32 protein-coding genes are annotated in these 24,873 nt (G+C 34.9%); 23 read left to right on the forward strand and 9 right to left on the reverse strand.

The features are described from left to right. Window positions 1-30: 30 nt before the first annotated feature. From AC2CGN_RS17515 to AC2CGN_RS17560, 10 genes are all read left to right on the forward strand, one after another. A complete protein-coding gene (locus AC2CGN_RS17515) occupies window positions 31-927 on the forward strand; it encodes a LysR family transcriptional regulator (protein ID WP_429982062.1) in 897 nt (298 codons plus the stop codon). 388 nt (window positions 928-1,315) lie between these two features. After that, complete coding sequence (locus AC2CGN_RS17520) at window positions 1,316-2,059, forward strand: GNAT family N-acetyltransferase (RefSeq protein WP_429982061.1); 744 nt, start codon at window positions 1,316-1,318, stop codon at window positions 2,057-2,059. Between the two features lie 119 nt (window positions 2,060-2,178). Continuing rightward, window positions 2,179-2,991, forward strand: a complete 813-nt coding sequence (locus AC2CGN_RS17525; RefSeq protein ID WP_429982060.1) for a CPBP family intramembrane glutamic endopeptidase — start codon at window positions 2,179-2,181, stop codon at window positions 2,989-2,991. An 80-nt stretch (window positions 2,992-3,071) separates the two neighbouring features. Further along, the gene (locus tag AC2CGN_RS17530) at window positions 3,072-3,590 is read left to right on the forward strand and encodes a DinB family protein (RefSeq protein ID WP_286925214.1); all 519 of its coding nucleotides are present in this window, start codon (window positions 3,072-3,074) and stop codon (window positions 3,588-3,590) included. A gap of 124 nt (window positions 3,591-3,714) precedes the next feature. Next, complete coding sequence (locus tag AC2CGN_RS17535; RefSeq protein ID WP_286925213.1) at window positions 3,715-4,101, forward strand: Rrf2 family transcriptional regulator; 387 nt, start codon at window positions 3,715-3,717, stop codon at window positions 4,099-4,101. Window positions 4,102-4,328: 227 nt separating this feature from the next. Next, on the forward strand, window positions 4,329-5,225 hold the full coding sequence (locus AC2CGN_RS17540; protein WP_484515237.1) for an NAD(P)/FAD-dependent oxidoreductase: 897 nt from the start codon (window positions 4,329-4,331) through the stop codon (window positions 5,223-5,225). A 129-nt stretch (window positions 5,226-5,354) separates the two neighbouring features. Continuing rightward, complete coding sequence (locus AC2CGN_RS17545; RefSeq protein WP_429982057.1) at window positions 5,355-5,669, forward strand: thioredoxin family protein; 315 nt, start codon at window positions 5,355-5,357, stop codon at window positions 5,667-5,669. 26 nt (window positions 5,670-5,695) lie between these two features. Continuing rightward, entirely contained in the window at window positions 5,696-6,592 is an 897-nt protein-coding gene (locus tag AC2CGN_RS17550) for an NAD(P)/FAD-dependent oxidoreductase (protein WP_429990079.1), read from the forward strand. A gap of 562 nt (window positions 6,593-7,154) precedes the next feature. Further along, window positions 7,155-7,604 carry a MarR family winged helix-turn-helix transcriptional regulator gene (locus AC2CGN_RS17555; RefSeq protein ID WP_484515239.1) on the forward strand — a complete coding sequence of 150 codons (450 nt, stop codon included), beginning with the start codon at window positions 7,155-7,157 and terminating at the stop codon, window positions 7,602-7,604. 5 nt (window positions 7,605-7,609) lie between these two features. Then, complete coding sequence (locus AC2CGN_RS17560) at window positions 7,610-8,311, forward strand: CPBP family intramembrane glutamic endopeptidase (protein WP_484515241.1); 702 nt, start codon at window positions 7,610-7,612, stop codon at window positions 8,309-8,311. Between the two features lie 280 nt (window positions 8,312-8,591). Here the strand turns inward: AC2CGN_RS17560 and AC2CGN_RS17565 are convergent, their stop codons facing one another. From AC2CGN_RS17565 to AC2CGN_RS17575, 3 genes are all read right to left on the reverse strand, one after another. Further along, window positions 8,592-8,702, reverse strand: coding sequence for a YjcZ family sporulation protein (locus AC2CGN_RS17565; protein WP_286925208.1), 111 nt, complete (start codon window positions 8,700-8,702; stop codon window positions 8,592-8,594). A 241-nt stretch (window positions 8,703-8,943) separates the two neighbouring features. Next, window positions 8,944-9,084, reverse strand: coding sequence for a YjcZ family sporulation protein (locus AC2CGN_RS17570; protein WP_484515244.1), 141 nt, complete (start codon window positions 9,082-9,084; stop codon window positions 8,944-8,946). Between the two features lie 335 nt (window positions 9,085-9,419). Continuing rightward, window positions 9,420-10,286: a cation diffusion facilitator family transporter gene (locus tag AC2CGN_RS17575; protein ID WP_429982051.1), complete on the reverse strand. Its 867-nt coding sequence runs from the start codon at window positions 10,284-10,286 to the stop codon at window positions 9,420-9,422. Between the two features lie 538 nt (window positions 10,287-10,824). Here AC2CGN_RS17575 and AC2CGN_RS17580 point away from each other — a divergent pair. The 5 genes from AC2CGN_RS17580 (at window position 10,825) to AC2CGN_RS17600 (ending at window position 13,966) form a co-directional block, all read left to right on the forward strand. Then, a complete protein-coding gene (locus AC2CGN_RS17580) occupies window positions 10,825-11,439 on the forward strand; it encodes a DUF2306 domain-containing protein (protein ID WP_429982050.1) in 615 nt (204 codons plus the stop codon). Window positions 11,440-11,604: 165 nt separating this feature from the next. Continuing rightward, on the forward strand, window positions 11,605-12,243 hold the full coding sequence (locus AC2CGN_RS17585; protein WP_484515246.1) for a copper amine oxidase N-terminal domain-containing protein: 639 nt from the start codon (window positions 11,605-11,607) through the stop codon (window positions 12,241-12,243). Window positions 12,244-12,255: 12 nt separating this feature from the next. Continuing rightward, window positions 12,256-12,498 (forward strand): hypothetical protein, encoded by a 243-nt coding sequence (locus AC2CGN_RS17590; RefSeq protein ID WP_484515248.1) that lies wholly within the window; start codon window positions 12,256-12,258, stop codon window positions 12,496-12,498. 37 nt (window positions 12,499-12,535) lie between these two features. Then, a complete protein-coding gene (locus tag AC2CGN_RS17595; protein WP_484515250.1) occupies window positions 12,536-13,411 on the forward strand; it encodes an FAD:protein FMN transferase in 876 nt (291 codons plus the stop codon). Continuing rightward, on the forward strand, window positions 13,412-13,966 hold the full coding sequence (locus AC2CGN_RS17600; RefSeq protein ID WP_429982047.1) for a ferric reductase-like transmembrane domain-containing protein: 555 nt from the start codon (window positions 13,412-13,414) through the stop codon (window positions 13,964-13,966). Between the two features lie 50 nt (window positions 13,967-14,016). Here AC2CGN_RS17600 and AC2CGN_RS17605 read toward each other — a convergent pair whose 3' ends face one another. After that, window positions 14,017-15,252: a sensor histidine kinase gene (locus AC2CGN_RS17605; protein WP_484515252.1), complete on the reverse strand. Its 1,236-nt coding sequence runs from the start codon at window positions 15,250-15,252 to the stop codon at window positions 14,017-14,019. Next, entirely contained in the window at window positions 15,252-15,923 is a 672-nt protein-coding gene (locus AC2CGN_RS17610; RefSeq protein WP_429982045.1) for a response regulator transcription factor, read from the reverse strand. The genes AC2CGN_RS17605 and AC2CGN_RS17610 overlap by 1 nt, the downstream gene beginning before the upstream one ends. A 155-nt stretch (window positions 15,924-16,078) precedes the next feature. Between AC2CGN_RS17610 and AC2CGN_RS17615 the strand changes: the two genes are divergently transcribed. Continuing rightward, the gene (locus AC2CGN_RS17615) at window positions 16,079-16,987 is read left to right on the forward strand and encodes a DMT family transporter (protein WP_484515254.1); all 909 of its coding nucleotides are present in this window, start codon (window positions 16,079-16,081) and stop codon (window positions 16,985-16,987) included. Here the strand turns inward: AC2CGN_RS17615 and AC2CGN_RS17620 are convergent. Continuing rightward, a complete protein-coding gene (locus AC2CGN_RS17620) occupies window positions 16,984-17,673 on the reverse strand; it encodes an ArsR/SmtB family transcription factor (protein WP_286925195.1) in 690 nt (229 codons plus the stop codon). The two genes, AC2CGN_RS17615 and AC2CGN_RS17620, sit on opposite strands and share 4 nt — an antisense overlap. Before the next feature lie 87 nt (window positions 17,674-17,760). Between AC2CGN_RS17620 and AC2CGN_RS17625 the strand changes: the two genes are divergently transcribed. From AC2CGN_RS17625 to AC2CGN_RS17645, 5 genes are all read left to right on the forward strand, one after another. Further along, a complete protein-coding gene (locus tag AC2CGN_RS17625; RefSeq protein WP_484515257.1) occupies window positions 17,761-18,069 on the forward strand; it encodes an antibiotic biosynthesis monooxygenase family protein in 309 nt (102 codons plus the stop codon). Between the two features lie 27 nt (window positions 18,070-18,096). Further along, window positions 18,097-18,930, forward strand: coding sequence for a CbrC family protein (locus AC2CGN_RS17630; protein ID WP_484515259.1), 834 nt, complete (start codon window positions 18,097-18,099; stop codon window positions 18,928-18,930). A gap of 175 nt (window positions 18,931-19,105) precedes the next feature. Further along, window positions 19,106-19,423 (forward strand): PadR family transcriptional regulator, encoded by a 318-nt coding sequence (locus tag AC2CGN_RS17635; RefSeq protein ID WP_286925191.1) that lies wholly within the window; start codon window positions 19,106-19,108, stop codon window positions 19,421-19,423. Then, window positions 19,423-19,959, forward strand: coding sequence for a DUF2812 domain-containing protein (locus tag AC2CGN_RS17640; RefSeq protein ID WP_429987500.1), 537 nt, complete (start codon window positions 19,423-19,425; stop codon window positions 19,957-19,959). The genes AC2CGN_RS17635 and AC2CGN_RS17640 overlap by 1 nt, the downstream gene beginning before the upstream one ends. 195 nt (window positions 19,960-20,154) lie before the next feature. After that, window positions 20,155-20,856, forward strand: coding sequence for an SIR2 family NAD-dependent protein deacylase (locus AC2CGN_RS17645; protein WP_429982039.1), 702 nt, complete (start codon window positions 20,155-20,157; stop codon window positions 20,854-20,856). A 28-nt stretch (window positions 20,857-20,884) separates the two neighbouring features. Here the strand turns inward: AC2CGN_RS17645 and AC2CGN_RS17650 are convergent, their stop codons facing one another. From AC2CGN_RS17650 to crcB, 3 genes are read right to left on the reverse strand one after another with little or no spacing between them, the layout of a single operon-like run. Then, entirely contained in the window at window positions 20,885-21,229 is a 345-nt protein-coding gene (locus AC2CGN_RS17650) for a hypothetical protein (protein ID WP_283868301.1), read from the reverse strand. A gap of 15 nt (window positions 21,230-21,244) precedes the next feature. Then, window positions 21,245-21,574: a fluoride efflux transporter FluC gene (locus tag AC2CGN_RS17655; RefSeq protein ID WP_054772118.1), complete on the reverse strand. Its 330-nt coding sequence runs from the start codon at window positions 21,572-21,574 to the stop codon at window positions 21,245-21,247. Further along, window positions 21,571-21,933, reverse strand: coding sequence for a fluoride efflux transporter CrcB (gene crcB / locus AC2CGN_RS17660; protein ID WP_484515263.1), 363 nt, complete (start codon window positions 21,931-21,933; stop codon window positions 21,571-21,573). Before crcB ends, AC2CGN_RS17655 begins: the two co-directional genes overlap by 4 nt. Window positions 21,934-22,253: 320 nt before the next feature. On the opposite strand from crcB, the gene AC2CGN_RS17665 reads away from it, so the two are divergent. Together AC2CGN_RS17665 and AC2CGN_RS17670 are read left to right on the forward strand one after the other, a co-directional pair. Then, a complete protein-coding gene (locus AC2CGN_RS17665; protein ID WP_484515264.1) occupies window positions 22,254-23,048 on the forward strand; it encodes a cupredoxin domain-containing protein in 795 nt (264 codons plus the stop codon). Between the two features lie 10 nt (window positions 23,049-23,058). Continuing rightward, complete coding sequence (locus AC2CGN_RS17670; RefSeq protein WP_484515266.1) at window positions 23,059-24,567, forward strand: hypothetical protein; 1,509 nt, start codon at window positions 23,059-23,061, stop codon at window positions 24,565-24,567. The last annotated feature ends 306 nt before the right edge of the window (window positions 24,568-24,873 follow it).

The raw sequence follows: 24,873 nt of genomic DNA on the forward strand, positions 1-24,873 counted from the left end.
AATTTTTTTGAATGAAGAGGTGCTGTCTTAATGGAAATTCGCCAACTTAAAACATTTTGGACGCTTGCTTCTACACGTAGTTTTAGTAGAACTGCTGAAGTATTGAACTATGTTCCGTCTACTATAACAATGCAAATCAAGGCTTTAGAGGAAGAATTAGGAGTTAAGCTATTAGACCGACTGGGTAAGAGTGTCATTTTAACAGATGCAGGTCAGCGGTTATTGCCCTATGCCAACAAAATTTTAAATGATATTGAGGAGGCTCGATATGTCTCTAGTGAGAGCGAAGAATTAACTGGTACGATTACAATCGGTGCAGACGAAGTGCTTTGCACATACCGTCTACCCGCATTACTCCGGGTTTTTCGCGAACGATATCCACATGTACGTCTTTTGTTTAGACCCTTGTCTAGTCACAGTTTGAAACAGAGTCTGAGGGAGGGGAATGTGGATGTGGTCTTTATGCTAGATGAACCTATCGTATCTACGGATCTTCATACCGAACTTTTAATGGATGAACCTTTTCTTATGGTAGTTTCCCCTAACCATCCATTAGCTTCGTGCTCTACATTAAGGATAGAAGATTTTAACAGAGAGCAGATTCTACTTAGTGAAAAGGGGTGCTCATACCGAACTTTCTTCTATCACACGTTATTGAGAAAAGGGGCAGACAGCTTGACTGAACTTGAGTTTAATAGTGTAGAGGCCATTAAACAATGTGCAATGGTTGGGCTCGGTATTGCCTTACTTCCTGAAATGTCGCTTAAGGGAGAGTTAGAGCGGGGAGAACTAATCACTTTACCGTGGGATTTATCTGAAATACAATTTGCTACTCAAATGCTGTGGCATCAAGAGAAATGGATTTCACCATCAATGAAGGAGTTTATTGAATTGGCAAGAAGTGTACTAAAATTAACAGTTTCATAAAGAAAGTTCATTTTGAGGGGAAGAGGAAAAGGTCGAATTCAGGGGTTATTGAAAACTCTGAATAGACCTTTATCACATGTTGTTTCAATTATTATTTATCACAATTTTCAGAAAAATAATTAGATATTTCTTCATTTTACTTAGTAGCAATGGAAGCTTCAATCATTTCGTTTTTAAAATCAGTTTTTCCCTTAATAAAAAACTTGAGATTCACACTGTGTAAAGCTTTATAATACTACTAATTCGTGCTAAGTATTTTTTAAGCTAAAAATTTCCGAATAATACTTGGTCGATAAAATTTAAAGAGATGGGAATGAATAGTCACAATTAGATGCAGATGTTACTAATAGAGAAAATAAATTGAATTCTAACTACAGGGGGAATAAGTATGCCTTTATTTTCACAAACGATAACTGACTTTTGGGAGTCACAATTTTTAAATGGAGATATTATCTACAACGATAAAACCTTTACTGTCACCATCAACCATGACCTGAGCGAAGACAGTCGGGTCATGGTGCTGGAAACAGCTGACGGCCGGGTTATGGTAGTCTTGTCACCTGAAATGGCTGAAAAGTTAGATCTTTCTAAAGGACAAGAGCTGTCTGAGCTAGACTTCCGCCAGAAATTGAATGAAAGGGGAGTCACACTGCATGGCGCAGATTATCTTTTTTATTTTTCGGAAGCAGAAAAGAACGTCTTGCTGCAAGAAAATCAGGAAGGGACATTGCGCCAATTAAGCGAACAGGATGATGCAATTTTCTCAGCGTTTGAATCCTCCGCCTCTAAACAAGATTTGGATGACGCTTATGTAGAATTGGATCATTGGGCAGTATTTGGCTCTTTTGAACGAAATCGCTTGGTTTGTGCTGCTAGCATGTATCCCTGGGGAGAAGATGTACAAATAGCGGATCTCGGCGTATTGACTCTGTCCGCTTTTAGAGGAAAAGGTCATGCTCGTAAAGTGGTGCGTTCAATCTGCAAATATGCCTATGAGCAGGGATACGAACCACAGTATAGATGCCAGCTCGATAACGAAGCTTCTACATTGTTAGCTAAAGCTGCAGGTTTAACGCTGTTTGGAAAGTGGGATGTAATTTCCCCTGATTGCACAGTCGGAGAGGCCGAGTAGAATTGAAGAAGGGGTAGGAAAGAAACATGTATTGACCTGTGAGTAACCCCTAGGTTTAAGCTGAAGGTATTCGTAAATATGAAATTTATGAAATATTTAGTTTAAAGCGGGGTATATACATGAATAAAGAAAAGAAATTAAAAAAGCCAGTAGTGAGTTTTATTTTACTAACCAATATCATTTTTTTACCACTTTTTAGCCTTGTAGGAGCAATAAAATTGTTAGGATTTCCTCAATGGATCTTTGATGTAATGCTTTGCATTTCAGCTTGGTCCTCAACCTTTGCTTTTGCAATATTATTTAAAAAAATCTATCCTGAGCAAAGTTTTATCCAATTTGTTAAAGACAAATTCAACAATAAACTTAAATTTTCTGTAATTTTTACTATCATGATGATTCAAGCCTTTATCTTTTTGATCATTGTACTTATCGTATCTAATAATCGAGAAGTAGACTCTATTTTTACTATTTCATCCTGGGGAATGTTGATGTATTTCTTTTTTAAAAACCTTTTTGCGGGACCACTAGGGGAAGAAGTGGGATGGAGAGGTTTCGCTCAAATAGAGCTTCAAAAGAAGCATTCACCACTAAAGGCTTCAATAATCATAGGGTTTTGGTGGGGGTTATGGCATCTGCCTATATGGTTTACTACAGGGTATACGGGCTTTGATTTAATCAAATATATACTATTCTTTATGATTGCACTCATCGCTACGAAGATTGTTATGACCGCATTCTATAACTTAAATCAGAATTTAATCATTCCGATTATTATCCACCAATTTTTTAATTTTTTTATTGGCTTAATAAATGGAATCCTATTGGAATTAATGATGTATAGTGCAATTCTTTATTTGGTGGTGGCAGTTTTACTCATTGTGATAAATCCCAAAAATGTATTATATGGAAATTATAGAAGGATTAATGCGTGAAAATGTATTTATAATTTTCCACCGTCTGGATTGAAGTTTAAGCACAAATAAGCAAATTTTATAGAGTACAGAGGAAAAAAATGAAGAGAAAAAATTTGATTGTTTTACCGTTACATGGTTTTGAATCAGAAATTGGTCGATGGCTATGGTGCTTAGAAGATATTCGTCGAACACTTTTAGAAAAAATATCTGGTATAAGTCAGCAGCAGCTTGATACAGAAGTAATCGGTCACTCCATTGGATCGTTATTATATCATATTGCTTTAATTGAAGCAGACTGGCTCTACGAAGAGGTTCTAGGCGGTAAATGGAATCCGAATATCCGTACCTTATTTCCACAAGAAGACCGTAACGATGATGATACGTTGAGTAGTGTAAAGGGACAAAATTTAGATGAACATTTACATCGTCTGCAATGTGTCCGTGATGAATTGCTATTCCATTTTCGTACTATGGACTTAGAGGATTGGCGCACATCTAGAAGTCTCATTCATTATGATGTTACACCTGAATGGGTTATTTATCACCTTCTTGAACACGAGTCACATCATAGAGGACAAATTTTTCAAATGCTTGAAAATTTAAAGAGAAAAAATTAGAAATAAGCACCTAGTGGTGTGAATTTTCACCTCATAAATAAACTTTGAGACATAAAAATTGAAATTGCAAATATTCAATGCTATTATGGATATATAAAGTCTCTAATTGAGGTGAATAACAGTTATGAAATATTCTAAAGCTACAAATTATGCACTACACACAATGCTTTTTCTTGCAAAGGAAATACCAAATAAACCAATGGGTGTTCAACAATTAGCTGAGATGCAAAATGTTTCTCCCACATATTTATCTAAAATCCTTACCAAGTTAGTCAAAGAGGGCATGATTAACTCCGTATCAGGTGCTAATGGTGGATATACACTTAGTCACAATTGGGAAGATATCTCATTTTTAGATATAATTCATGCGATTGAAGGCAAATCTTCGTTGTTTGATTGTTGTTTATATAATGATCCTAAATGTGTAATAAAAGAAGTAATGCTATCTGCAGAAGAAAAACTTGAGAATGAGTTAAGAAACAGAAAAATATCGGATTTTGTGAAAAAATAGTCGTGGATGTATAGTCCACCATTATTTTTTTGAAAAAATCGTAGATATAAAGAGTCTTTTAAATCTTTGAATGTTTTTATCTTGGCTTCTTTTTGGCTGTGGATTTTCTATAAATTTTCAAGTGGTTATAGCGTAGAATCATTCTGTTTTTAAACGTTAAATTGGAGCTAGTGCATGTTTATTAACTAAACATGTATTCTAAACAACTTATGGAGGAGATTTACATGATGGAAACATTTGATTGTGCAGTGATAGGTGCAGGTGGCGCCGGTTTAAATGCAAGTTTGATTTTAGGGAGGTCCCGCAAAAATGTCGTCTTATTTGATAATGGAACAAATCGGAATCGTGTGACGCAGGAATCACATGGGTTTCTAACACGTGATGGCATTAAACCAGCAGACTTTAAAGAAATAGCTTTAAAAGATGTGAAAAAATACCCTTCAGTTCATTTTTATCAAAACACAGTGATGAATATAACAAAGCAATCAAACGGATTGTTTAAAATGGAGACGTTAGAAGAAGCGGAGTATGTTGCTGAGAGAATAATATTGGCCACAGGTGTGCAAGAGGGATTTCCAGGGATTCCTGATATAAAAAATTATTATGGGAAAAGCCTATTCAGTTGCCCAACTTGTGATGGATGGGAGCTAAGAGATAAACCTCTAATTATCATTTCAGAGGATGAAGAACAAACCCTTTTTAAAGGAAAGTTATTATATAACTGGTCAAAAGATTTAGTAATAGCGACAAATGGTTATGAAGTTTCTACTCCGACATTGAATGAACTACAAAGAAAAGATATACCTGTTATTACTGAACCTATTCAAAGCTTAAATGGTGTGGATGGTTATTTAAAGAAAGTAGTGTTTAGTTCGGGATTGGAAATCGAAAGAGTGGGGGGATTTATCGTACCTAATTTTGTGCGACCAAATCAATTTGCAGAGCAACTTGGTTGTCAATTAAATGAAAACGGTAGCATAGTGATAGATGAGGCAGGACGAACAACTGAGGAAAATGTTTATGCAGCGGGGGAGACAGCAAAATTAGGTCAGTCTTCATTAATTGTTGCAGCTGCTGAAGGTTATAAAACCGCGATGGCAATTGTTTTCGATAGTACAATTTAAAAATTTTATTTTAATTATGGATATTAAAGATCTTTAAAGTTTGTTGAAAGGGGGGATTGTAGGTTCAAGTATAACACTTAAAGCATATTATATGTTTACATTTTTTATTTCCATGAAGGAGGGAAAATTATGGCAATTGCTCATATAACAACAAAGCAAGAATTAGGAGAACACCTGAAAACTAAAAAAATTGTGATTATAAATTTTTGGGCTGAGTGGTGTAGTCCTTGTAAAATGTTTGGAATGGTTTTAAATCAACTTGATGAAGAGTACGGTAATAAGGTGAAAATTTTAAGGGTGAATGTTGACAAAAGTCCGGAGATTGCAGCGGAATATCAGGTTCTTGGGATCCCTCATTCACGTTTGATTATTCATAATAAATTACATGAACCAATTGTTGGATATATTCCTTTAGAAAGCCTAAAGCAAGTTATTGGAGTTTGATTCGTCGTAAAAACAGGAGGAAAAAGATGGGGATTTTTGAATGTGCAATTATTGGTGGAGGACCAGCAGGATTAAATGCAGCATTATTATTAGGTAGAGCGAATCGATCAGTCGCATTGTTCGATACAAAGAATGACCACCTTTCATTCGAGCTTCAAGAGAGTATTTCAAGAAATGGAAATGCGGCCATTGAATTCATGCAAGCAGCAAAAGAGAAATTAAATCAATATCCAACTATTCATTCCATCGTCAGTCAACATGTTAGGGCTATTAAACAATCTGACAATAAGCTTTTTAAAATTTATACAGAAGATGGCCAGAGCTTTCTTACTGAGAAACTCCTTTTGACAGATGGTACTGAAATACAGACAGATATCCCGAATATTAATCAATATTACAATAAAAGTATTTTCACTTCACCATATGGCTATGGCTGGGAATTGAAGGATAAAAAATTGATTTATATAAATGAAACAGGTGCTGTTGCACAAACTGCTAAAATAATTTTTAGCTTATCAAATAATTTAGTCGTAGCAACAAACGGGTATGAAATAAAAGAAAATGAAAAAAGGGAATTAGAAAATAAAGGAATAAATGTGATTACTGATAAGATTAAAGAAATGAAAGGGCATAATGGGGTACTGAATAGTGTCGTCTTTCAAAATGGGTTAGAAATTGAGCGGGAAGCAGGTTTTATTACTCCATCCTCTTATGCAACCAATATCATTGGTGAAGGATTTTCTTGTGATTTAGATGAACAAGGGTTAATCGTTGTTGATCATTTCGGAAGAACATCAGAAAAAAATGTGTATGCAGCCGGTGACGCTGCACAGCCTGCACCAACAGAAATCGTGCTTTCCGAAGCAACGGGAATTCAAGTGGCAATAACAATTAATTCAGATATTTCAATTGAAAAGTTTTAAATCTTATAGCTTTACTTAGGATGTGTTCGATGTGATAAAGATACCAATGGTGCAAACAATCATAAATATCTTCTTTCCCCATGAACGAAAATCCTTTATTCTTACCGTCATTTGATTGGGCAAGTTTGAAATGACGATTGCTTCACGGCATAAAGGTTACCTCGAAACGAAATAAAATCATTACCAGTAATGTTAATTTTTTATAAAATGTCTGCTTTTCATTAAGGCAGACATTTTATATGGAAATTATTAGGAAAATAATATTAGCATCTCAAGAAACTCGAATTTGTCATGAACAAGAAGAAATACAAATTCCTCTTTTTTAGCTACTGTGAAGAATCATTCTAATATAAATTTAAAAATTTTAACAACTGCATACTGCGTATTTTATAAAAAAGGATTCTTTGGTTTACGTGTATTAAAGAATCTTTTTTTGCCATTAAGCCGTTGTAATCCCTTTCGGTCATAGTTGACAGAATAGAAGTGGTAAGATTAAAATTTTAAATAATTAAATAATTTATGAACATAAAATGTTTAATTATTTAAATGTTGGAGGGTATTTATGTTAGTAGAAAGAATGAAGAATATTTTTCAAACATTAGATCAGATAAACTATGCCTTACTGAATCATTATGAAGAAATACTTGAATATAAGTTAACGCCAAAGCAAGCGTTGATTATGGAGCATATTCATGTTCATGGAATTTTAACAGTGAATGAATTGGCCGAAAAGATGAATATGTCAGCTAGTGCAATTAGTCAATTATTGTCTAAATTAGAGAACGGGCATTTTATTGAGCGAACAATTAATTCTGAATCCAGACGTAAAATTGATGTAACACTTGGCTCTAAAGGCGTAGAGCTTTATAACCTATTTGAAGAAGTGGATAAACAGGTCGTGTCAAAATACTATTCTAAGTTAGATGATGAAGTAATCGATCAATTTGAGTATGTAGTGAACAAGATTTATGAGGTGATAGTAGAAGAACAAAACAAAGTTAGGGGGGAGTAGCTTTTATGAATTGGGTGTACATGATTATTGTATTTATTATCTGCATACCTGGTATTTATTTTATGTATCAATCAGAAAAAATTTATCTTAAAGAAGATGATATAACAGATCGGCAACGATTAATAATCCATGTTCTTACAGCCATTATTTTTTCAATGATGGGTGCTTTTATTGTGCCTAAGATTGAGGTAGTACAGCAAATCGAAGCTATGAAGATTATTAAATATGGTTTCGGTTTAGGAATTATTTGTTCTATTGGTCACTTACTATTCTACTATATGTACTTTGTACCAAATTTAACAAGAGAAGAATATGATAAAATTGAAACTTATTATGCCAATGCAGGTATATTAAGTCGTGTATTTTATGGTGGAATTATAGAGGAAGTCATATTTCGATGGAGTTTACTTAGCTTGTTTTTTTGGTTATGTCAATTAATGAATGTAAACAATGTAACTAGCGAATGGTTAGCTATTGCTATTTCAAGTATTTTATTTGCACTCATCCATTTACCATCTATAAAACTTGTTGCTAGCAAGCCCAAAAAATCCATGTATGTGTATGCTATTATCGGGAATATTTGGGTTGGTATTTTCGCAGGAGTAGCTTTTGTTTATGGAAGTTTATTAGCAGCTATAATAGTCCATATGCTTTTCCATTTACTATGGTGGCCCATTCAAACTCGTGAAAATGCTAAATTACCATGATCTAACTTAAAGATCATTATCACTAAAATATCCGTTTCACAAGTAAGAAATATTGACGACACTTTCTATGAGAGAAAAAGTATAGGAAATTGATTACAAGGATACTGGGAAGCAAGGTTCATCAACTAAAGTAGAAATCCCATTAAAGAAGGCTTTAATCATCATTAGACCTGATAAATAACTCAAAGGGTCACACGGAGGCTAGGGACCCTTTGTAAATATTAGAAAGGAAAGGTTAATTTCTTGAATTTTATTCATTCTAAGACGCTAAGGGCTATTATTAATAAGCTTTTACAAAACTAGTACCAATAATAATTAGAAGAATGAAAAGAACAACAATTAGTGCAAATCCTGCACCAGAACCATAACCATTGCCATATCCTTGAGACATTATAACTTCCCCCCTTTCTATATTTCTATAATATGAACAGACGATAAAATGAACTGCGATAATTATCTACTAAATAAATTTATATAAATTAATAGCTTCATCAAGAGGTCTAATGAAAAAAGGTCACTCTTGTAAAAGTGACCTTGTCATGAGGTGGAGTAAAGCTAGATGATTTTTACTCACTATTTAATTCTAAAGCAACGGAGACTTTTTAGGTAAAATAGATGAAAGGCTTTTTAAATTAATACATGAAAGATGCGCCGATAATAATCAGAAGAATAAATAAAACAACAATTAGGACGAATGATGAGCCGTTATAACCGCTGCTGCCGCCATAATAGCAATTGTTATTTATGCCTCCTACATTACCATAGTATCCCATAAAGTATCCCTCCTTTTAAATCTATAATATGTTGGGTTGTAGAAATTACAGAGGTATTCATCCAATAAAAAAGGATTGTTTTTTTGCTGAATGGTCTGTTTTCAAGGGAATATTGTGGTGGTTTTTTATTATGGGACTGTAATGCATTTAAAAAAGACAATGGGCGAGAGAGAACCTCAGACCCATTGTATGTAAGGATAGATGTAAGTGTGAATTACAGTAATTGTAAAGGGGATACTCAGAAAACGCACGCACTAACATTTTGAATGTTACCAGTCAAAGAAGTAACTAAACTATGAAAACCCAATGCTCCTATCAGGTCAGTTTTCGGTCATTTAGTTTTCTTTTTCATTTTCTGGCTCTAAATGAATAAGGATATTGGCATTCTGAAAGATATTTTTAATCCTATCTTCTATACGATCGCAGAGATCATGTACTGTTTCAATGCTATTTTGCGATTCCACTACTAAATGAAAATCGATATATTCCTCAGCACCCGATCGTCTTGTTCTGAAATCATGGTACTCAATATATTCATCTTTAAATGTTTCAATGATTTGTATAATTTTCCCTTCTTCTTCATTTGACAATCTTGCATCCAATAGCGGAGGAAATGCTTCTTTCATCATTTTAAAAGCCTCTATCATAATAAAACAAGCTAATACAATACCAATAATCGGGTCTAAAATATACCAACCAGTTAAATGAACAATTAATAAACTCAAGGCCACACCTAATGAAGTATAGACATCTGTAAGTAAATGAAGTGCATTCGATTTCATTGCTACCGAATTAGTATTTTTAGCAGTTCTATACACAATTCTTGATACAAAAATATTAATTATAGCGCCCAACACCATGACAATTATACCTAAAAGTGGAAGTTTTATTGGAGTAGGTTCAATAATTTTATGAATACATTCATAAATAATCCAAATTCCTGCAACAAAAATTAAAAGCGTTTCAATTGTTCCAGAAATATTTTCAACCTTACCATGTCCGTATGGGTGCTCTTTATCAGCTGGTTTATTGGATATTCTGACAGAGAAAAAAGCAATTAATGAAGCAAGCAAATCTAGAAAAGAATGGATTGCCTCTGATAAAATTGCTACCGATCCTGTGAATAAACCTACAATAATTTTTAAAATAACAATAGCAGAATTACTAATAACTGATAAAAAAGCAATTTTTGAAGAATTCACATTGAAATACCTCCTAATGAATATGAATTTATGATAACAGTCATACTCCGTGTGGGTCTATAGCAACGTTTTTTCCCAATATCTATTAATTAACGCAAATGAAAAAATGTTGGACTAGACAAAGTTTTTTTGAATAACAATAGCACCCATAAAGCATGGTCTCAAAATAGTAAGAACAGTGCTGAGGTTTAAAGCTTTAAATTGATAAAATATCCTCAAAATTAAAATGGTTGAAATGGATCCCTTTAAATGCATCAGAAGCCTTATGTACCATATTAGAAATTTAATTGTGAGAAGATAGTTTAAGACCATCCCGATATAAAAATTCAACTATTCAAACTGCCACCAAACATAAGAGTATAAGACAAAATAATGCACCGAACGGGAGGAATGGATAAAACTTCTAAAACTAAAGAACTCTTAAAATTTCTTTCAAAATAACTAGTTTCAACCACCACAGATAATATTTGTTGCTATATGTTAAAATGGAGGTGATTTGATTGTTACAGTTTATTTTCCTAATGGAGGAATAGGTTGAATGAAAAGAAACATTGGAATTTTGCTAATAATTGTCTCGATTATGTGGGTACTTCACACATTTTCAAAAAATTTTATGGTTGATCCTACTTTTGAAAAATTTATTTCTAAAAAGGATTTACTTCTTGCTGATGAATCACTATGGATATTCATGATACGACTTCATATTTTGCTAGCTATTATTTCGTTGCTTACTGGTCCATTAGGGGTTATGAAAAAAATTCGAATTAAATCTATGACATTCCACCGTTGGAATGGTCGATTCTATGTATTGTCCATTATCTTGAATTTCATTCCTGGTCTCTATGTTTCATTTTTTGCCACTGGTGGATGGCTCAGTACAATAGGATTCCTTATTTTAAATAGTTTATGGCTTGCAACGACATGCCTTGGCTATTGGTATATTAAGAAACAAAAAGTAATTTTACATAGTCAATGGATGATTCGAAGTTTCTTCCTTACCTTTTCGAACATGTTGATTTATATCATTGTCGCCATTACATATAACTTAATTAATATGCCCTATGAAATTTCCTATATCATAGCAGTCTGGTTATGCTGGATGATTAATCTTCTAGTAGCGGAGATAATTATTAGGAAGAAAATATGCTTATAAGCCTTAGTAAATGTAGCTAAATTAAACGGAGTAGATTTATGCACCTAAGCTATTTCTGTGACAGTGAAATCTGTTCATGGAGATGGCTTTTTTAACTTTGTTTGAAAAAATTCAGTTTCCTTTCATTTTTGACGCCTACAATGAAGACAAAGGGAGGAATTGATAATGAAGAAACTAAGTTTAGTAATCGTACTAATTGCCGCAAGCTTTACTACAAATGGTATCGTCGTACATGCAGATGATCACAAACATGAAGATAAAAAATATGAGAAGTATAAAGACTATGACGATGATGATGACGATTATGAGTACGAATACGAGTACGATGATGATGAGAATGAAGGTGAAACTTATTATTTTCAAGATGCAGTAAGTGAAAAAGGGACCTGGAATATCTGGACTCGAACTGTTACCGCAGATAAAGAAATATTACCTTTCACAAACTCTCAAAATGTTACTTTCAAGTTAGACGGAACAAATAAGGTATTGAACGTTTTTGTTATACCTAAAGATGGAGAATTTTTTGTACCTGGAAAAGCAATAGCACAGGTTTTAGGAGCAAAAGCAACCTTTTATCAAGCAAGTAAAATATTAGATATCCAAGATCAAACTAATGAGTTAATTTTTCGTGCTGGAACAAATGTAGCCTATGATAACAACGTTAAAACACCTATTCCTGCACAAGCATTTTATGTAAATGAAGAATTGTATGTACCGATTAGTACAATCACGAATGGTTTAGGCTATATAGCTGAATGGCAAGAAAGCACTCAAACATTTATTGGTCATTCAATTACAAAATAGGAGGGTAGAATTATGAAAGATCCAAAAAAGGCAAAATGGGTTTTAGGTGCATCAGGGATACTTTTATCTGCAGCATTACTAACTCAAATAAACGGCCCAACACAGGCTGAAACTTCACGCTCAAACAATATACAAAATTTAGATCAGGAAAATATGACAGAAAGAGAACAAGAGCTCGTGCAACTTGACTGGACAAATTTTGAAATTACAAGTCAAGCAGCTGTCAAAAGTGAACGAAAAACGAAAAGAACTTAATGGAGTTGGTTGTGTGGAGACACTAGCTTTGCAAATAATGAATACGGAATTTTATATTGCTATGCCAAAAGGTGTGCACGATACATGGAAAGACAAAGCAGAGAAATGGCTGCAATACGTAGCAAAAGAATGGTCACGGTTTCGACCAAACAATGAATTATCGCAATTAAATGATTTAAAAATTGGAGAAACGTTGTGCATAAACTCTATGTTATATGATTGTCTTGTACAAGCAGATAACTATTTCGAGCTTACGCAAGGTTTATTTTCTCCATACCTTAAAATGCAAATGGAACAGCATGGCTATCATGTATCCTTCCCATTTATAGCAGCTCCAAGTACTACCTATCAAAACAAATCGCTGGTTGCGAGAAAACCATTCCAATTTCTAGGGAACCAGCAAGTTATGAAAGTAGCAGAACAGGAAATTGATTTGGGTGGATTTGCTAAAGGATATGCCATAGAAAAATTGGCTAATTGGTTGAAGGAAGAAATATCTGCTGATTTTGGTCTAATTGATGGGGGCGGGGATATGCAAATGTGGTCTGCAGGAGAAAAAACTTGGACAATCGGTGTTGCAGATCCCTTGGATATCGATAAGGAAATTAGTTCGATTAAAATGAAAACAGGTGCTATTGCTACATCAAATCGAGTTTACCGAAGCTGGATGCAGGGGACAACAAAGAAACATCATTTGTTGAATGGACAAACGGGTGAAGTTGTAGAGACAAATGTATTACAAGCTTCTGTTGTAACAACCTCATTATGTGATGCAGAGGTTGGTGCAAAACTTTGCTTTCTATTGGAAGAAGCTGAGTTGCAGCAATGGTTTGAGAAAAATTGTATGAAAAGTGCACGCTTTATTGTAAAAGAGGGGCACACAGCTACTTGGAGGATGACAGGAGTGAACTAAATGCTTACAAGTACATGGGATTGGATTCGTTTATTAGGGTTTTTAGCGTATTTTTATTTTACTGTTTCTATTATCTTTGGCTTGTTGAGAAAATCACCGTTTGTAAAATCACATAAAAATTTAATTTATCATATACATCAAAATGCAGGGTGGTTAGGGTTAATCACGGTAATAGGGCATATGTTTGTGCTAATAATAGATCACTATGAGCCATATCGTTTAGGGGAGATTTTATTTCCTTTTACCGCTAACTATCAACCTTTCTCATCTGCTCTTGGGACAATAGCATTCTATTTATTTTTAATCGTAATTCTGACATCAGATGTATGGATTCGAACGATGAATCGCTCTATATGGAAAAAAATTCACTTTCTTGTGTTACCAGCATGGGCATTATCACTTGCCCATGGGGTGCTTATTGGGACTGATTCAGAAAACCCTGTAATTCTTTTGTTTTATTTAATCTCTGCTGGGCTTACACTGTCGATTTTGGTAGCAAGAACAGTAGGTCAATTGACGAAAAAGGTAGACGTTTCAACGTCACATCATAAATAAAAAAGCATCAGCTTATCTTCTAGAAAAAGAGATAAGCTGATGTAAATATGTCACAAAGGGAATTCGATATGGAATGTAGTGCCTTTACCAAATTGACTTGTTGCATAGATTTTTCCATTATGCTGCTCAACGATTGCCTTTGCAATGGCTAGTCCTAAACCAGTGCCATTTCGTTGACGAGCAGCATCACTTCGGTAAAATCGTTCAAACACTAAAGGTAGTTCCTGTTCCGACATACCTATACCACTATCCGCAACTGTAATTTTTACAATGTCTTGATTTTTTAAGAGCGTAAGTGTTATTTTTCCGCTATTTGTATATCTAATGGCGTTGTCTAATAAGATATAAAGCAACTCTTGTATTTTTGAAGCATCGCCAAGGAGCTGTATGTTTTCTTGAATGTCAGTTGAAAATTGTATATCAGCCGGCATAATCCTTTGAAATTTTACACTCACTTTTTCAAGTAAGCTAGATAATGGTATGAATTCTTTGTTAGAAGAAACCTGCTGTTGGTCGTGCCTTGCTAAGAAGAGTAGTTTATCAATTAGCTCTTTCATTATTTCTGTCTCATCTTTTAAATCCGCAATTAATTCCTTCCCTAGAGAGCTTAAATGCTCAGCTTCTTCTGCCTCTAAAATTTCAAGTGAACTATAAAAAATACTGAGTGGTGTTCGTAATTCATGAGATGCATCAGATACAAACTTTTTTTGCTTATTGAAGGACCATTGAATCGGTATCATTGCTTTACCAGCTAAATAATAGCTTAGTAGCCCAATTAAGACCGTGGAAATACAAGTTAATACTATTAGTAAATATCTTGCATTTTGGAAAAAGTGCTGCTGTGACGTCACAGATTTACCAACGATAATATAGCCAACTACCTCATCGTTGCTGAAAATTGGCTTTTTTTTAAGTAAAAAATGCTCCTCCTGCCACTCAAAATGTTTCACAAGGTTAGCGCTTGGACTGCTATTCTTGAAGACCTTTTCAATCTGCTGCTTTAAGCCCTTATAGGATTCATCACCATGGACAAACAGACCATCCTTTGTATAAATATAGTAAAAAAAATTACGATTTGGATCATAGCTTAACATTTTTTTGTTTGCATGAACATGCTCAAAAAAATCATGTTCCTGCTTTACATAAAAGTCCTCTAATTCTTTCATTTGTTGATTTTCCATAAGTTTAACGAGTGAAAAATAAAGAACAATAACAAAAAGTGAAAATAATAGAAAATAAAGCGTTGCATTTATATAAGCTAATTTTTTTCTCGTTGTCTGAAACATTAATTATCCCTCAATTTATAGCCAATACCTCTTACATTCTGAATATGTGATTTGGATTGACCATCATCAATTTTTTTTCGAACAAGTTTGACTAATGCGTCCAAGGAATTATTTGAAACATCATAATCATAGCCCCAAATATAAATACAAATTTGTTCTCTTGTTAGTATACGACCCTTATTCATAAATAAATATTCTAAAAGTAAGAATTCATTTTTAGTTAGGTCAATCACTTTATTATTGTACAAAAACACACGGGAATCTACATGTAGTTGTAAATGGTCAATTTGGATGACCTGTTCAATGACTTTATCTTTTCTTCGGAGCAATGCTCGAACTCTTGCTAATAGTTCCTCCATTTTAAATGGTTTTATGATGTAATCATCTGCACCGCTATCAAGACCTTTAATGATATCATCGGTATCATCCTTTGCAGTCAGCATTAAAATACTGCCATTAAACCCAGTGTTTCGCAGCTGTTGACAAACTTCAATTCCACTTAGTTTTGGCATCATCCAGTCTAAAATAACAAGATCAAATATCTCAGTATGAGTATGGTCTAGCGCGTCCTGCCCATTCTCTGCTTCTGTAACATGATGAAATTCCTTTTTTAATATATATACAATATTTCTTCTAAGCCTTGCATCATCTTCTGCTACTAATATTTTCAAGGTTGTTTCCTCCCACTTGTGCTTTTTAGCTAAAACTATACGTATGAAAAATGACATGAAACTGAAAAATTCGCTAATTTGTATTCCATACTTCGATGAGAGTTGAAGCTTTTCCTATCTATAATGTTCTTAAATATAAAAAAGGAGGAACATCAGTGAATATTTATAAATTTATTGCATTATTAGTCCTAACTACATTTTTAATGGGATCTTCCTTTGCCATTGTTAAGTTAGGCTTGCCTTATTCATCGCCATTACTATTAGCTGCACTCCGATTTCTACTAGCAGGGGCAATAATGGCTGTTATTGTAATAGCTTTCAGGAGGCCTCATCCAACTTCAAAAGGTAGTTGGTTAAAGATTTTACTAATCGGAGCGTGTCAAACAGCAGGTGTTATGGGCTGTATTTTTTTAAGTTTGCGCACCATTACAGCAAGTGAATCCTCCATCCTAACGTTTACAAACCCCTTACTCGTTGTGATATTTGCTACTCTTTTTACAAAAGTACGTTACCGGACATATCAATGGTGTGGTGTTGTGCTAGGATTAATTGGCGTAATGATTACAATGGGGGCACAGGTTACCATTCAAATCGGTCTTATTTTTGGTATTTTATCTGCTGTTTTTTGGGCAGTGGCAACATTGCTAGCTAAAAAATGGGGTGTTTTATTTGATACCTGGGTTTTATCAGCCTATCAAATGCTTTTTGGTGGTTTCATTCTATTACTAGCCAGTTTCTTGCTTGAGCAACCATTTTTAATTGTGAATCAGACTTCTATCTTTATTTTGTTATGGTTAAGTATTTTCTCATCGATTGTTCAATTTGCTGGCTGGTATTATCTTCTACAAAATAGTGATCCTGGCAAAACGAGTGCTTTTTTATTTTTAGCCCCTTTTTTTGGAGTATTAACAGGCTGGGCACTGTTAGATGATCCCCTTAAGCCTTCATTAGTAGTAGGAGGTGTCTTTATTATTGCTGGAATCTATTTAGTAAATCGTAATTTTTCTGCAAAAGATAAGAAAAATCTCCGCGAAGAGATGGTAGACGATAAAAGTCTAGTCTAGGTTATATCCATGTTAAAAACTTCTTTAAAGCCGGCTCGACCTTTTTCAGTGACTTTAATAGCTCGGATGGATGGGATACGCGTAATCCATTCCAGGTTGAATAAATGTGTCAGCAGTCCGTGACCGAGCGCTCCACCAAGATGATATCGCCGTTCGCTCCAATCTAAGCAGGCATGAGAAAATGAACGACGCATTTTTTTTAATTCATCTAAATTCAGACCGAAATCCGCAAAGAATTGTACACCTTCAGCTGTAATGACAAACTGTTTTTGGTCTAGCTCTAAATAACTAGCTTTAAGCAATGATTCTGTTAATTGCACACCTAATTTACCAGCTAAATGGTCGTAACAGGTTCTAGCATCCTGTAGAACTTTCATTTGACTGGATTGCTTTAATGTACGCACTTCAGGTGGCGGAGACATTGCTAGGAAGGATTCCAGTAATTGTGCAATGTCTTCACCTGCTAGCCGAAAATATCGATGACGACCTTGCTTTTCTACATTGACAAGCTTGCCATCCACTAACTTAGCGAGATGAAAGCTAGCTGTTTGAGGTTTAATGGCGGCCATATATGCTAATTCACTAGCTGTATGGAAGCGGCCATCCATCATACTAGCAAGCATTGTGGCTCTTGAGGTTTCACCTAGAAGGGAAGCAATTTCAGCAATGTTTGGATTAATACCCATTTGTCACAATCCTTTCTTAATCGATGTTTTATTTTCGTAACAGTATTTATCGTTTACAATAATACATATAGAGAGGGGAGTAAATACATGGAGACGTATTATGCGGTAATTTTTACATCACAAAGAACGGAAAAGGATGAAGCGGGCTATGCTAAGATGGCTGAGGCCATGGATAGCCTAGCACAAAAGCAACCAGGCTTTATTCGTGTAGAAGGTGTTAGAGATGCCGAAGGGAAGGGAATTACGGTATCCTATTGGGAAACGTTAGAGGCTATTCAAGCGTGGAAGGAAAATGCCAAACACTTAGTTGCACAGCAATTTGGGAAAGAGAATTGGTATACACACTATCAAGTGGAAATTTGTCAGGTCATGAAAGAATATTCTTTCACCAAATAATGAACCTTTTATAAAGGGAGTTGCTATATGACTACGTTTATTTTAGAAGAATGGCACGAACAACGGAAAAATTTCAATGCATCTGATCCAGCTAGCATAAATCAAATGCATGAATTTAAAGAACAGGTGAAACTTGAAGAGCAAACAGAGGGAAATGTAAGAATACTCGTTGAAATCTACTGTTTACTTAGAATGTACCCTGAGGCATATAAGCTTTTTACCACAGTAGTGGATTTAGAGAATAAGAAAGATCGAAAGAAATATGGATCCCTAAAATATTATATGGATAATCCAAATTATAGTAAGCCTTTGTATCCTTGTAAAATAAGAGAGGGTGAAACAAAAACTGCAATACCGAAGTTTAAATATCTACCATCCCCACTACAATCTAAAATTTTTAAAGCACAGAAAATTGTTACATGTGATTGCTGTAAGAATGAAGTAGATGTTTATTATACTGGAGGTATTTATGCCATTGAAAGGGCTGAGTATCTTTGTCCAACATGTATACATAGTGGTGCAGCCGCTAGAAAATACGATGGTTCTTTCCAGGAGGATCTCATAAATGATGAGAATGTTGTAAATCCAAATTATACTGAGGAAGTCATGTATAGAACACCAGGATATGTTAGCTGGCAAGGCAATAATTGGGTGGCTCATTGCTCGGATTATTGTGCCTTTATTGGCTATGTCGGTTGGCGTGAATTATTGGAGCGAGGCATTACAGAGCAATTTGAAAATTTTACTGCTTTTTCTACAATAGAGTTATCCGAATCATTAGTGAATAATGGTCATCATCAAGGGTATTTATTTCAATGCTTAGAATGTGGTCATTATGTTCTGTATTCTGATTTTAGTTAAATGAATGCAATTTTGGTTTTTTTTAGTGGATGTCCAAACACCTACTGAATGAAGATAAAAGGCGTCTACTAAGTTAATTACTTAGTGGGCGTTTTCAATCTAATTGCTATTTATATCACAAAATGATATATTGTTTTATGATATATCATTTTGTGATATAGTGGGGGTGTAGATATTGAAATCTTTAGAGCATTTAACAGACTCGGTTTTTTATATTATGGCAGCATTAACCGAGCCTCGTCATGGCTACGCAGTTATGAGCTTAATAGAGGAAAAGACAAAGGGAACATTTATCGTTGGACCAGCATCCCTATATACCATTATCAAAAAACTAATAGCTGAGAAATTAATTCAAATTCATGATGACACAGATTCTCGTCGCAAGGTCTATATCTTAACTCGTAAAGGCCGTGACATATTACTTCAAGATATAGAAAGAAGAAAGGGTATGATTTATATGGCAGAGCAGGGATTACAAAGGGGGCATATTTAGTGTTAAAGAAGAGTTATATGGCATCAAATGGTCTAGCTTTTTTTGAGGAGCTTGATATGAAGAAATTAAGTAAAAAGGCTGCAAAGGGTTGGCATTTAAAAAGATTTCGATTTGCTGGCTATGAGCTCGAGAAGGGTGAAGCAGAAGACGTTATTTATAATATTGATTACCGTACATTACCCGTAGATGAAAAAGATGAATATTTTGAGCTATTTGCATTTGGTGGGTGGACACATGTTTGTTCAAGCGCAGATATGCATATTTTTAAGGCGACACCAGGAACTACCCCTATCTATAGTGATGCTGAGTCTGCAATTGATAAATTAGCCCGTCTAGCAAAGCCTGTTAATATCGTGGCATCTATTATGCTGGCAATCTCAATGATTCTGTGGATATGGATGTCAGTGTCGTCAGGAACACTTCAACACATTGCACAGCAAGGATTTGCCTGTTCTCTTATTATCACAGTTCCAGCGTTGATGACTTCTGGTGGGGTTTACTATCATATGTGGAAGAGTATGCGAGTGAACAGCTGAATGATTAGTTGTTCTTTTTTCTTTATTCAGCAAATGTTTTCATGTCGAAAGTATAGCGGCTGCTACAATTTTGCTAAGGCGAAATTGATACTTTGTTGAAAACTATTGAGACTAAGAAATTAAGATGTCATAGTTACTATAATAAGCGCTTCTTAACTCATATCCTATGATGTTAGTGTAATGGAGGAATGAAAAATGTCAATTGAACAATTAGGTGAATGGTTACAATCCTCAAAAAGGACAGTTGTTTTAACAGGGGCTGGTATGTCAACAGAAAGTGGTATACCAGATTTTCGTTCAGTATCAGGATGGTGGCAAAATATTGATCCTCGTACAGTAGCCACTACTGAGGCATTGGCACAAAATTATACATTATTTCATGAATTTTATAAAATGCGCATTGAACATTTAGAAAATGTAGCACCACATGAGGGTCATAAAATTCTTGCGGATTGGGAAAAGCGTGGCATTGTATCTTTAGTGATGACTCAAAATGTAGATGGGTTTCATCAATTGGCAGGTAGTCAGAGGGTGGAAGAATTACATGGTTCGATTCGCTCGATTCGCTGTCACCACTGTCAGCAAGCCGCTTCAATGAACTGTTTTTTGAATAAGGAGAGCTGCAGACATTGTAATGGAAAATTACGGCCAAATGTTGTACTTTTTGGTGAAAGTTTACCTCAAGAGAGCTGGCACAGATCGATGGAGGCTATTCAATCAGCAGAGCTTGTACTTGTCATTGGTACCAGCCTTGAAGTGTATCCTGTGAATCAGCTCCCCACGATGACAAAAGGGAAAACTGTCTATATCAATTTAGATATAACACAGCATACAGTACCGTTTGATTTAATTATCGAAGGGAAAACAAAGGAAGTGTTGCAACAAGTGCAAATTTAAAAGAGGGCGCCTAGAAATCGACAGGCGCCTAAAACATTTGTGGTAAAAACTCCTTCATAAATCGTTGATTTTTACGTAACCATATTTTCAAAACCATTCGATGTGTAAGCAGTCTTTGTCTTTTATGAGGTCTTGCTTTTGCTTCTATTAAGCTTCGCAGTAGAATACTTGTTTCTGTTGCAAATAATTGTGGATCAACAAGAACATCAAGCTTATAATCGATTAGCTGTGCTGCCTGAACTTTGGCGAGTAACTTCGAAAAGAGGCTATTCATTTCCTGAAAATTTTCTTCTAACTCTAAGTCGATTAAGGTATATAATGTTTGTTCAATTTCAGTTTCAAGTATTTGTAAATCGTATGTTGAAGGTATCAAAAAATCACCCCTTTCTTATACCATATAAAATCCAAGTGTCGCACAAAGTATTCCAAGCAAAATGGATGAACTCATATAAATAATCGCATGGCTCCATTTCTTCTGTTCAACGAGTTGTAGTGATTCAAAGCCAAATGTTGAAAAGGTTGTATAGGCCCCTAAGAAACCAATACCAATAAAATGCCATAGCCAATCGCTTAGATGTAACGCAAACAAAACTCCAAGTGCGAAAGAACCTGTTATATTGATGAAAAATGTTGCCCATGGATATGTATGAACTATCCATTTCCCTAAATAGAATCTAGTCAATGCACCTAAAAATCCGCCGATACCAATAAGAATCATTCGATACGCCCCTTTGCTAGCTTATGTCCTAGCCATGCACAAATTAATCCACCAACAACACTTATGAGACAATAAAGTAGGGCTTGCATCCATTGATGATCTTGTAGAAGTAATAGGGTCTCCAAGGAAAATGTCGAAAAGGTTGTAAAGGCTCCAAAAAAGCCTGTCCCGATGCCTAACACGATGGGAGAACGCTTTGGAAAAGCAGTAAAAAGCCATGCTAAAAAGAAGCAACCTAGTATGTTAATACAAAGTGTTGTGACTGGAAAACCACCTGTATTGGGAAAAAGTAGGCTAAGATTATAACGACTGACGGCCCCTAAAAATCCACCAATTCCCACTGCTAAAAATGATTTCAAAGTTAGTCGCTCCTTAATTTTATCTTGTACAAGCAGGCAGTAATTTTATCGTCAATATTTGTATAAGAAGTCACCAAGTTTGTTTCAGGGGACTCCGCGATTTAATATTCACATTCTATAAAGATTTTATCATGAGATATCATTTATGGAAATTTTAGATGCCCTACTTCCATTAAAAATATTAATATAACAATATAATTATAGTGGAAATAGTTTTGATATGGAGAATGAATTATCTGATTCTTCTAAATATGAAGGGTTAAATTAGAATTATATTTATTATTATTTAATAAAATATAAAAAATGAGGGGAGGTTTTTTATGAAAAAAATAATATCATTATTTGCATTACTGTCAGTGATGATGGTTGTTTTGATTGCATGCAACAATTCAGAGGAAAAAGAAGCAGCCACAGAGAAGGCTGGAGGATCACTTGTTATTACTGGGGATACGGTGACTGAGCAAGGCGGATGTGTACTAGCCAGCCGATTTTCGCCGGGAGATAAAATTATTTTCCGGAACAATGTATTAGATGGATTAACAAATGAGCAAGTAAAGGATGCAAAGGTGCAAGTACATCTATCTACGGGAGAAACACTTGATATGAAATATGGTAAGCATGGTGACGATCATTTTTGGGTAGTAGCCTATCCTGTAACAAATGATACTCCAACTGGTACACTTGATTATTCAGTTACAGCAGAATATAAAGAGCAAAAGGGAGAATTTAAGCCTTTTAATGTTGCTCCCTCTTTATTAACGATTGTGTCTGAAGACGTTGCACAGGCACCAAAAGAAGAGCCAGTTTCTGCTGAGGCAGATGCATCTGCTGTCGAAATAAATCAAAACGTTGCTATAATTGCTAAAAATTTTGAGTTCCATGGTCCAAATGGAGAAAAAGCTTTCTATGTAAAAGCAGGAGAGGAAGTAATACTTTCACTAAAATCTGAAGAAGGTATGCATGGTATTATTGTTGAGGGATTAAATGTTAATTTAGAGAAGGATGGCACTGTGAAATTTACACCTGAAAAAGCTGGAGAATTTAATATGATGTGTAGTGTTTTTTGTGGTTCAGGTCACAGTGATATGACAGCAAAACTAGTCGTTGTTCAATAAGGAGGTTTTTATGAAGCACATATTAAAAATGCCTTTGCTTTTCATGCTTGTATTATTAACTAGTTTAACCTTAATAGCTTGTTCAAATAAAGGGGAGCAAGCCAATAATGAACAGCAAAATTCAATACCTATAGTAGATGCCAAAAAACAAGAAACAGCTCAGAAAAAATTACTAAACAATATTTCCTTATCAAAAGTCCGAGGGTTTGTCCGAGATGAAATTACATTTAATGTCGATCAGTTAAAGGCAGATCAACCAGTTGAATTAGTATGGAATACTGTAGAGGGAGAATATCTTATTGAGAATTTGTATACAGTTGTTGGTCCAAAGTTTATAGAAAAAGAAATAATTTTACAGCAAGGTACTGCGGATTCAGCAGGAAAATGGTCTGGCAAGTTTAATGTGCCTGAAGGCTTTGGTGGGGATTTTACATTATGGGTCAAACAGGAAGGGGAAAAAATCGGCCAAATTGGTTATACCGTTGATCCATCGTTTGTCATGGAGCCAAAATCCGGTCCTGTAGGTACAGAAATTAAGATTAAAATGGAAGGCCTTGGTTGGAGCACATATATGCGAAATTGGCAATTAACCTATGATAATAAATATACAGGGCTCATTACAGGCATTTCAACAAATGGAACAGCAGAGGCGAAAATTCGTGCAGCTGGCCCTGTAGGTGACCATGCCATTCGTCTTCGTACAGGATACTTAGGAATGCAATATATAAATTATTTACAGTCACCATATCCAGACAAACCAGCACCAGATTTCACATTCACAATTACTGATGGGGTTGCACCATCTATTGCTAATCATATTGAAGAAGCACCAGTGGCTGCATCAGGCGGTGTTGGCATGCCAAAATTGCAGCAGGGTGAGGGTGTTAAGGTGAAGCTAACTAAAAATGAAGGTATAGTAGGCGACCCTGTAACACTGACATCCTCTGGTTTACCTAAGGACACCGAAATAAAGCTCATTTGGAATACAATGAAAGGAAGCAGAGTAAGCGGCAAAGGCTTTGGGGAGGAAACAGCAATACTAGAAAAAGCTAAGACGGATGAAAATGGGCAATTAAAATATGATTTTACAGTCCCTGATGATTTAGGAGGCATACCCCATCGCCTCGATTTAGTGGCGGAAGATCAAGTTTATGGGCAAGCCTATTTACGAGTTTTACCTTCTATCGTTGAATTTTCTCCAAAATCCGGCCCTGTAGGTACAAAAATTTCTATTACTATAAAGGGTGGTGGCTGGACTGAGTTTGATAATGCCTATTATTTAACGTATGACAATGCTTATACAGGTTATTTATGCGCCTTTAATAGCCAAGGAAATTTAACTTTTGACGTTATTGCAACAGGCGATATTGGATATCATTTAATTGATTTATATCCTGGTATTTATAAGCAGCAGGAAAAGGAGACCGATATGACCTTGATTCCACAATTAACCTATTCTACAGATCATCCTGGTTCTGCAATGCCCGCTATTCGATTAGCCTTTGAAATTACAAAATAGTAATTCATTGCTTTAAAGCGCTAATTATTTCTTGGAAAACGTAAAAAATAACAGGAAGATAGTTGACAAATATTTCTATAGTGTGATAATCTTCAAGAACACTATAACAAATCAAGTAAAGGAGGGCATGACAATGTTTAATTTAACAGTATCATTTCAAAACACATTTGCATACATTGTCCATGCCTAACTTTTTTCTATTGCAGTAAAAGGCATGGTTTACACTTTGCCTTTTATAAGAGACACATGCTCTTTTTGGGGGATGTGTCTTTTTTGTTGTGTAAAAAGTTGTAGTGATAACACAAA

The organism is Lysinibacillus sp. DFXJR4 (assembly GCF_057196045.1).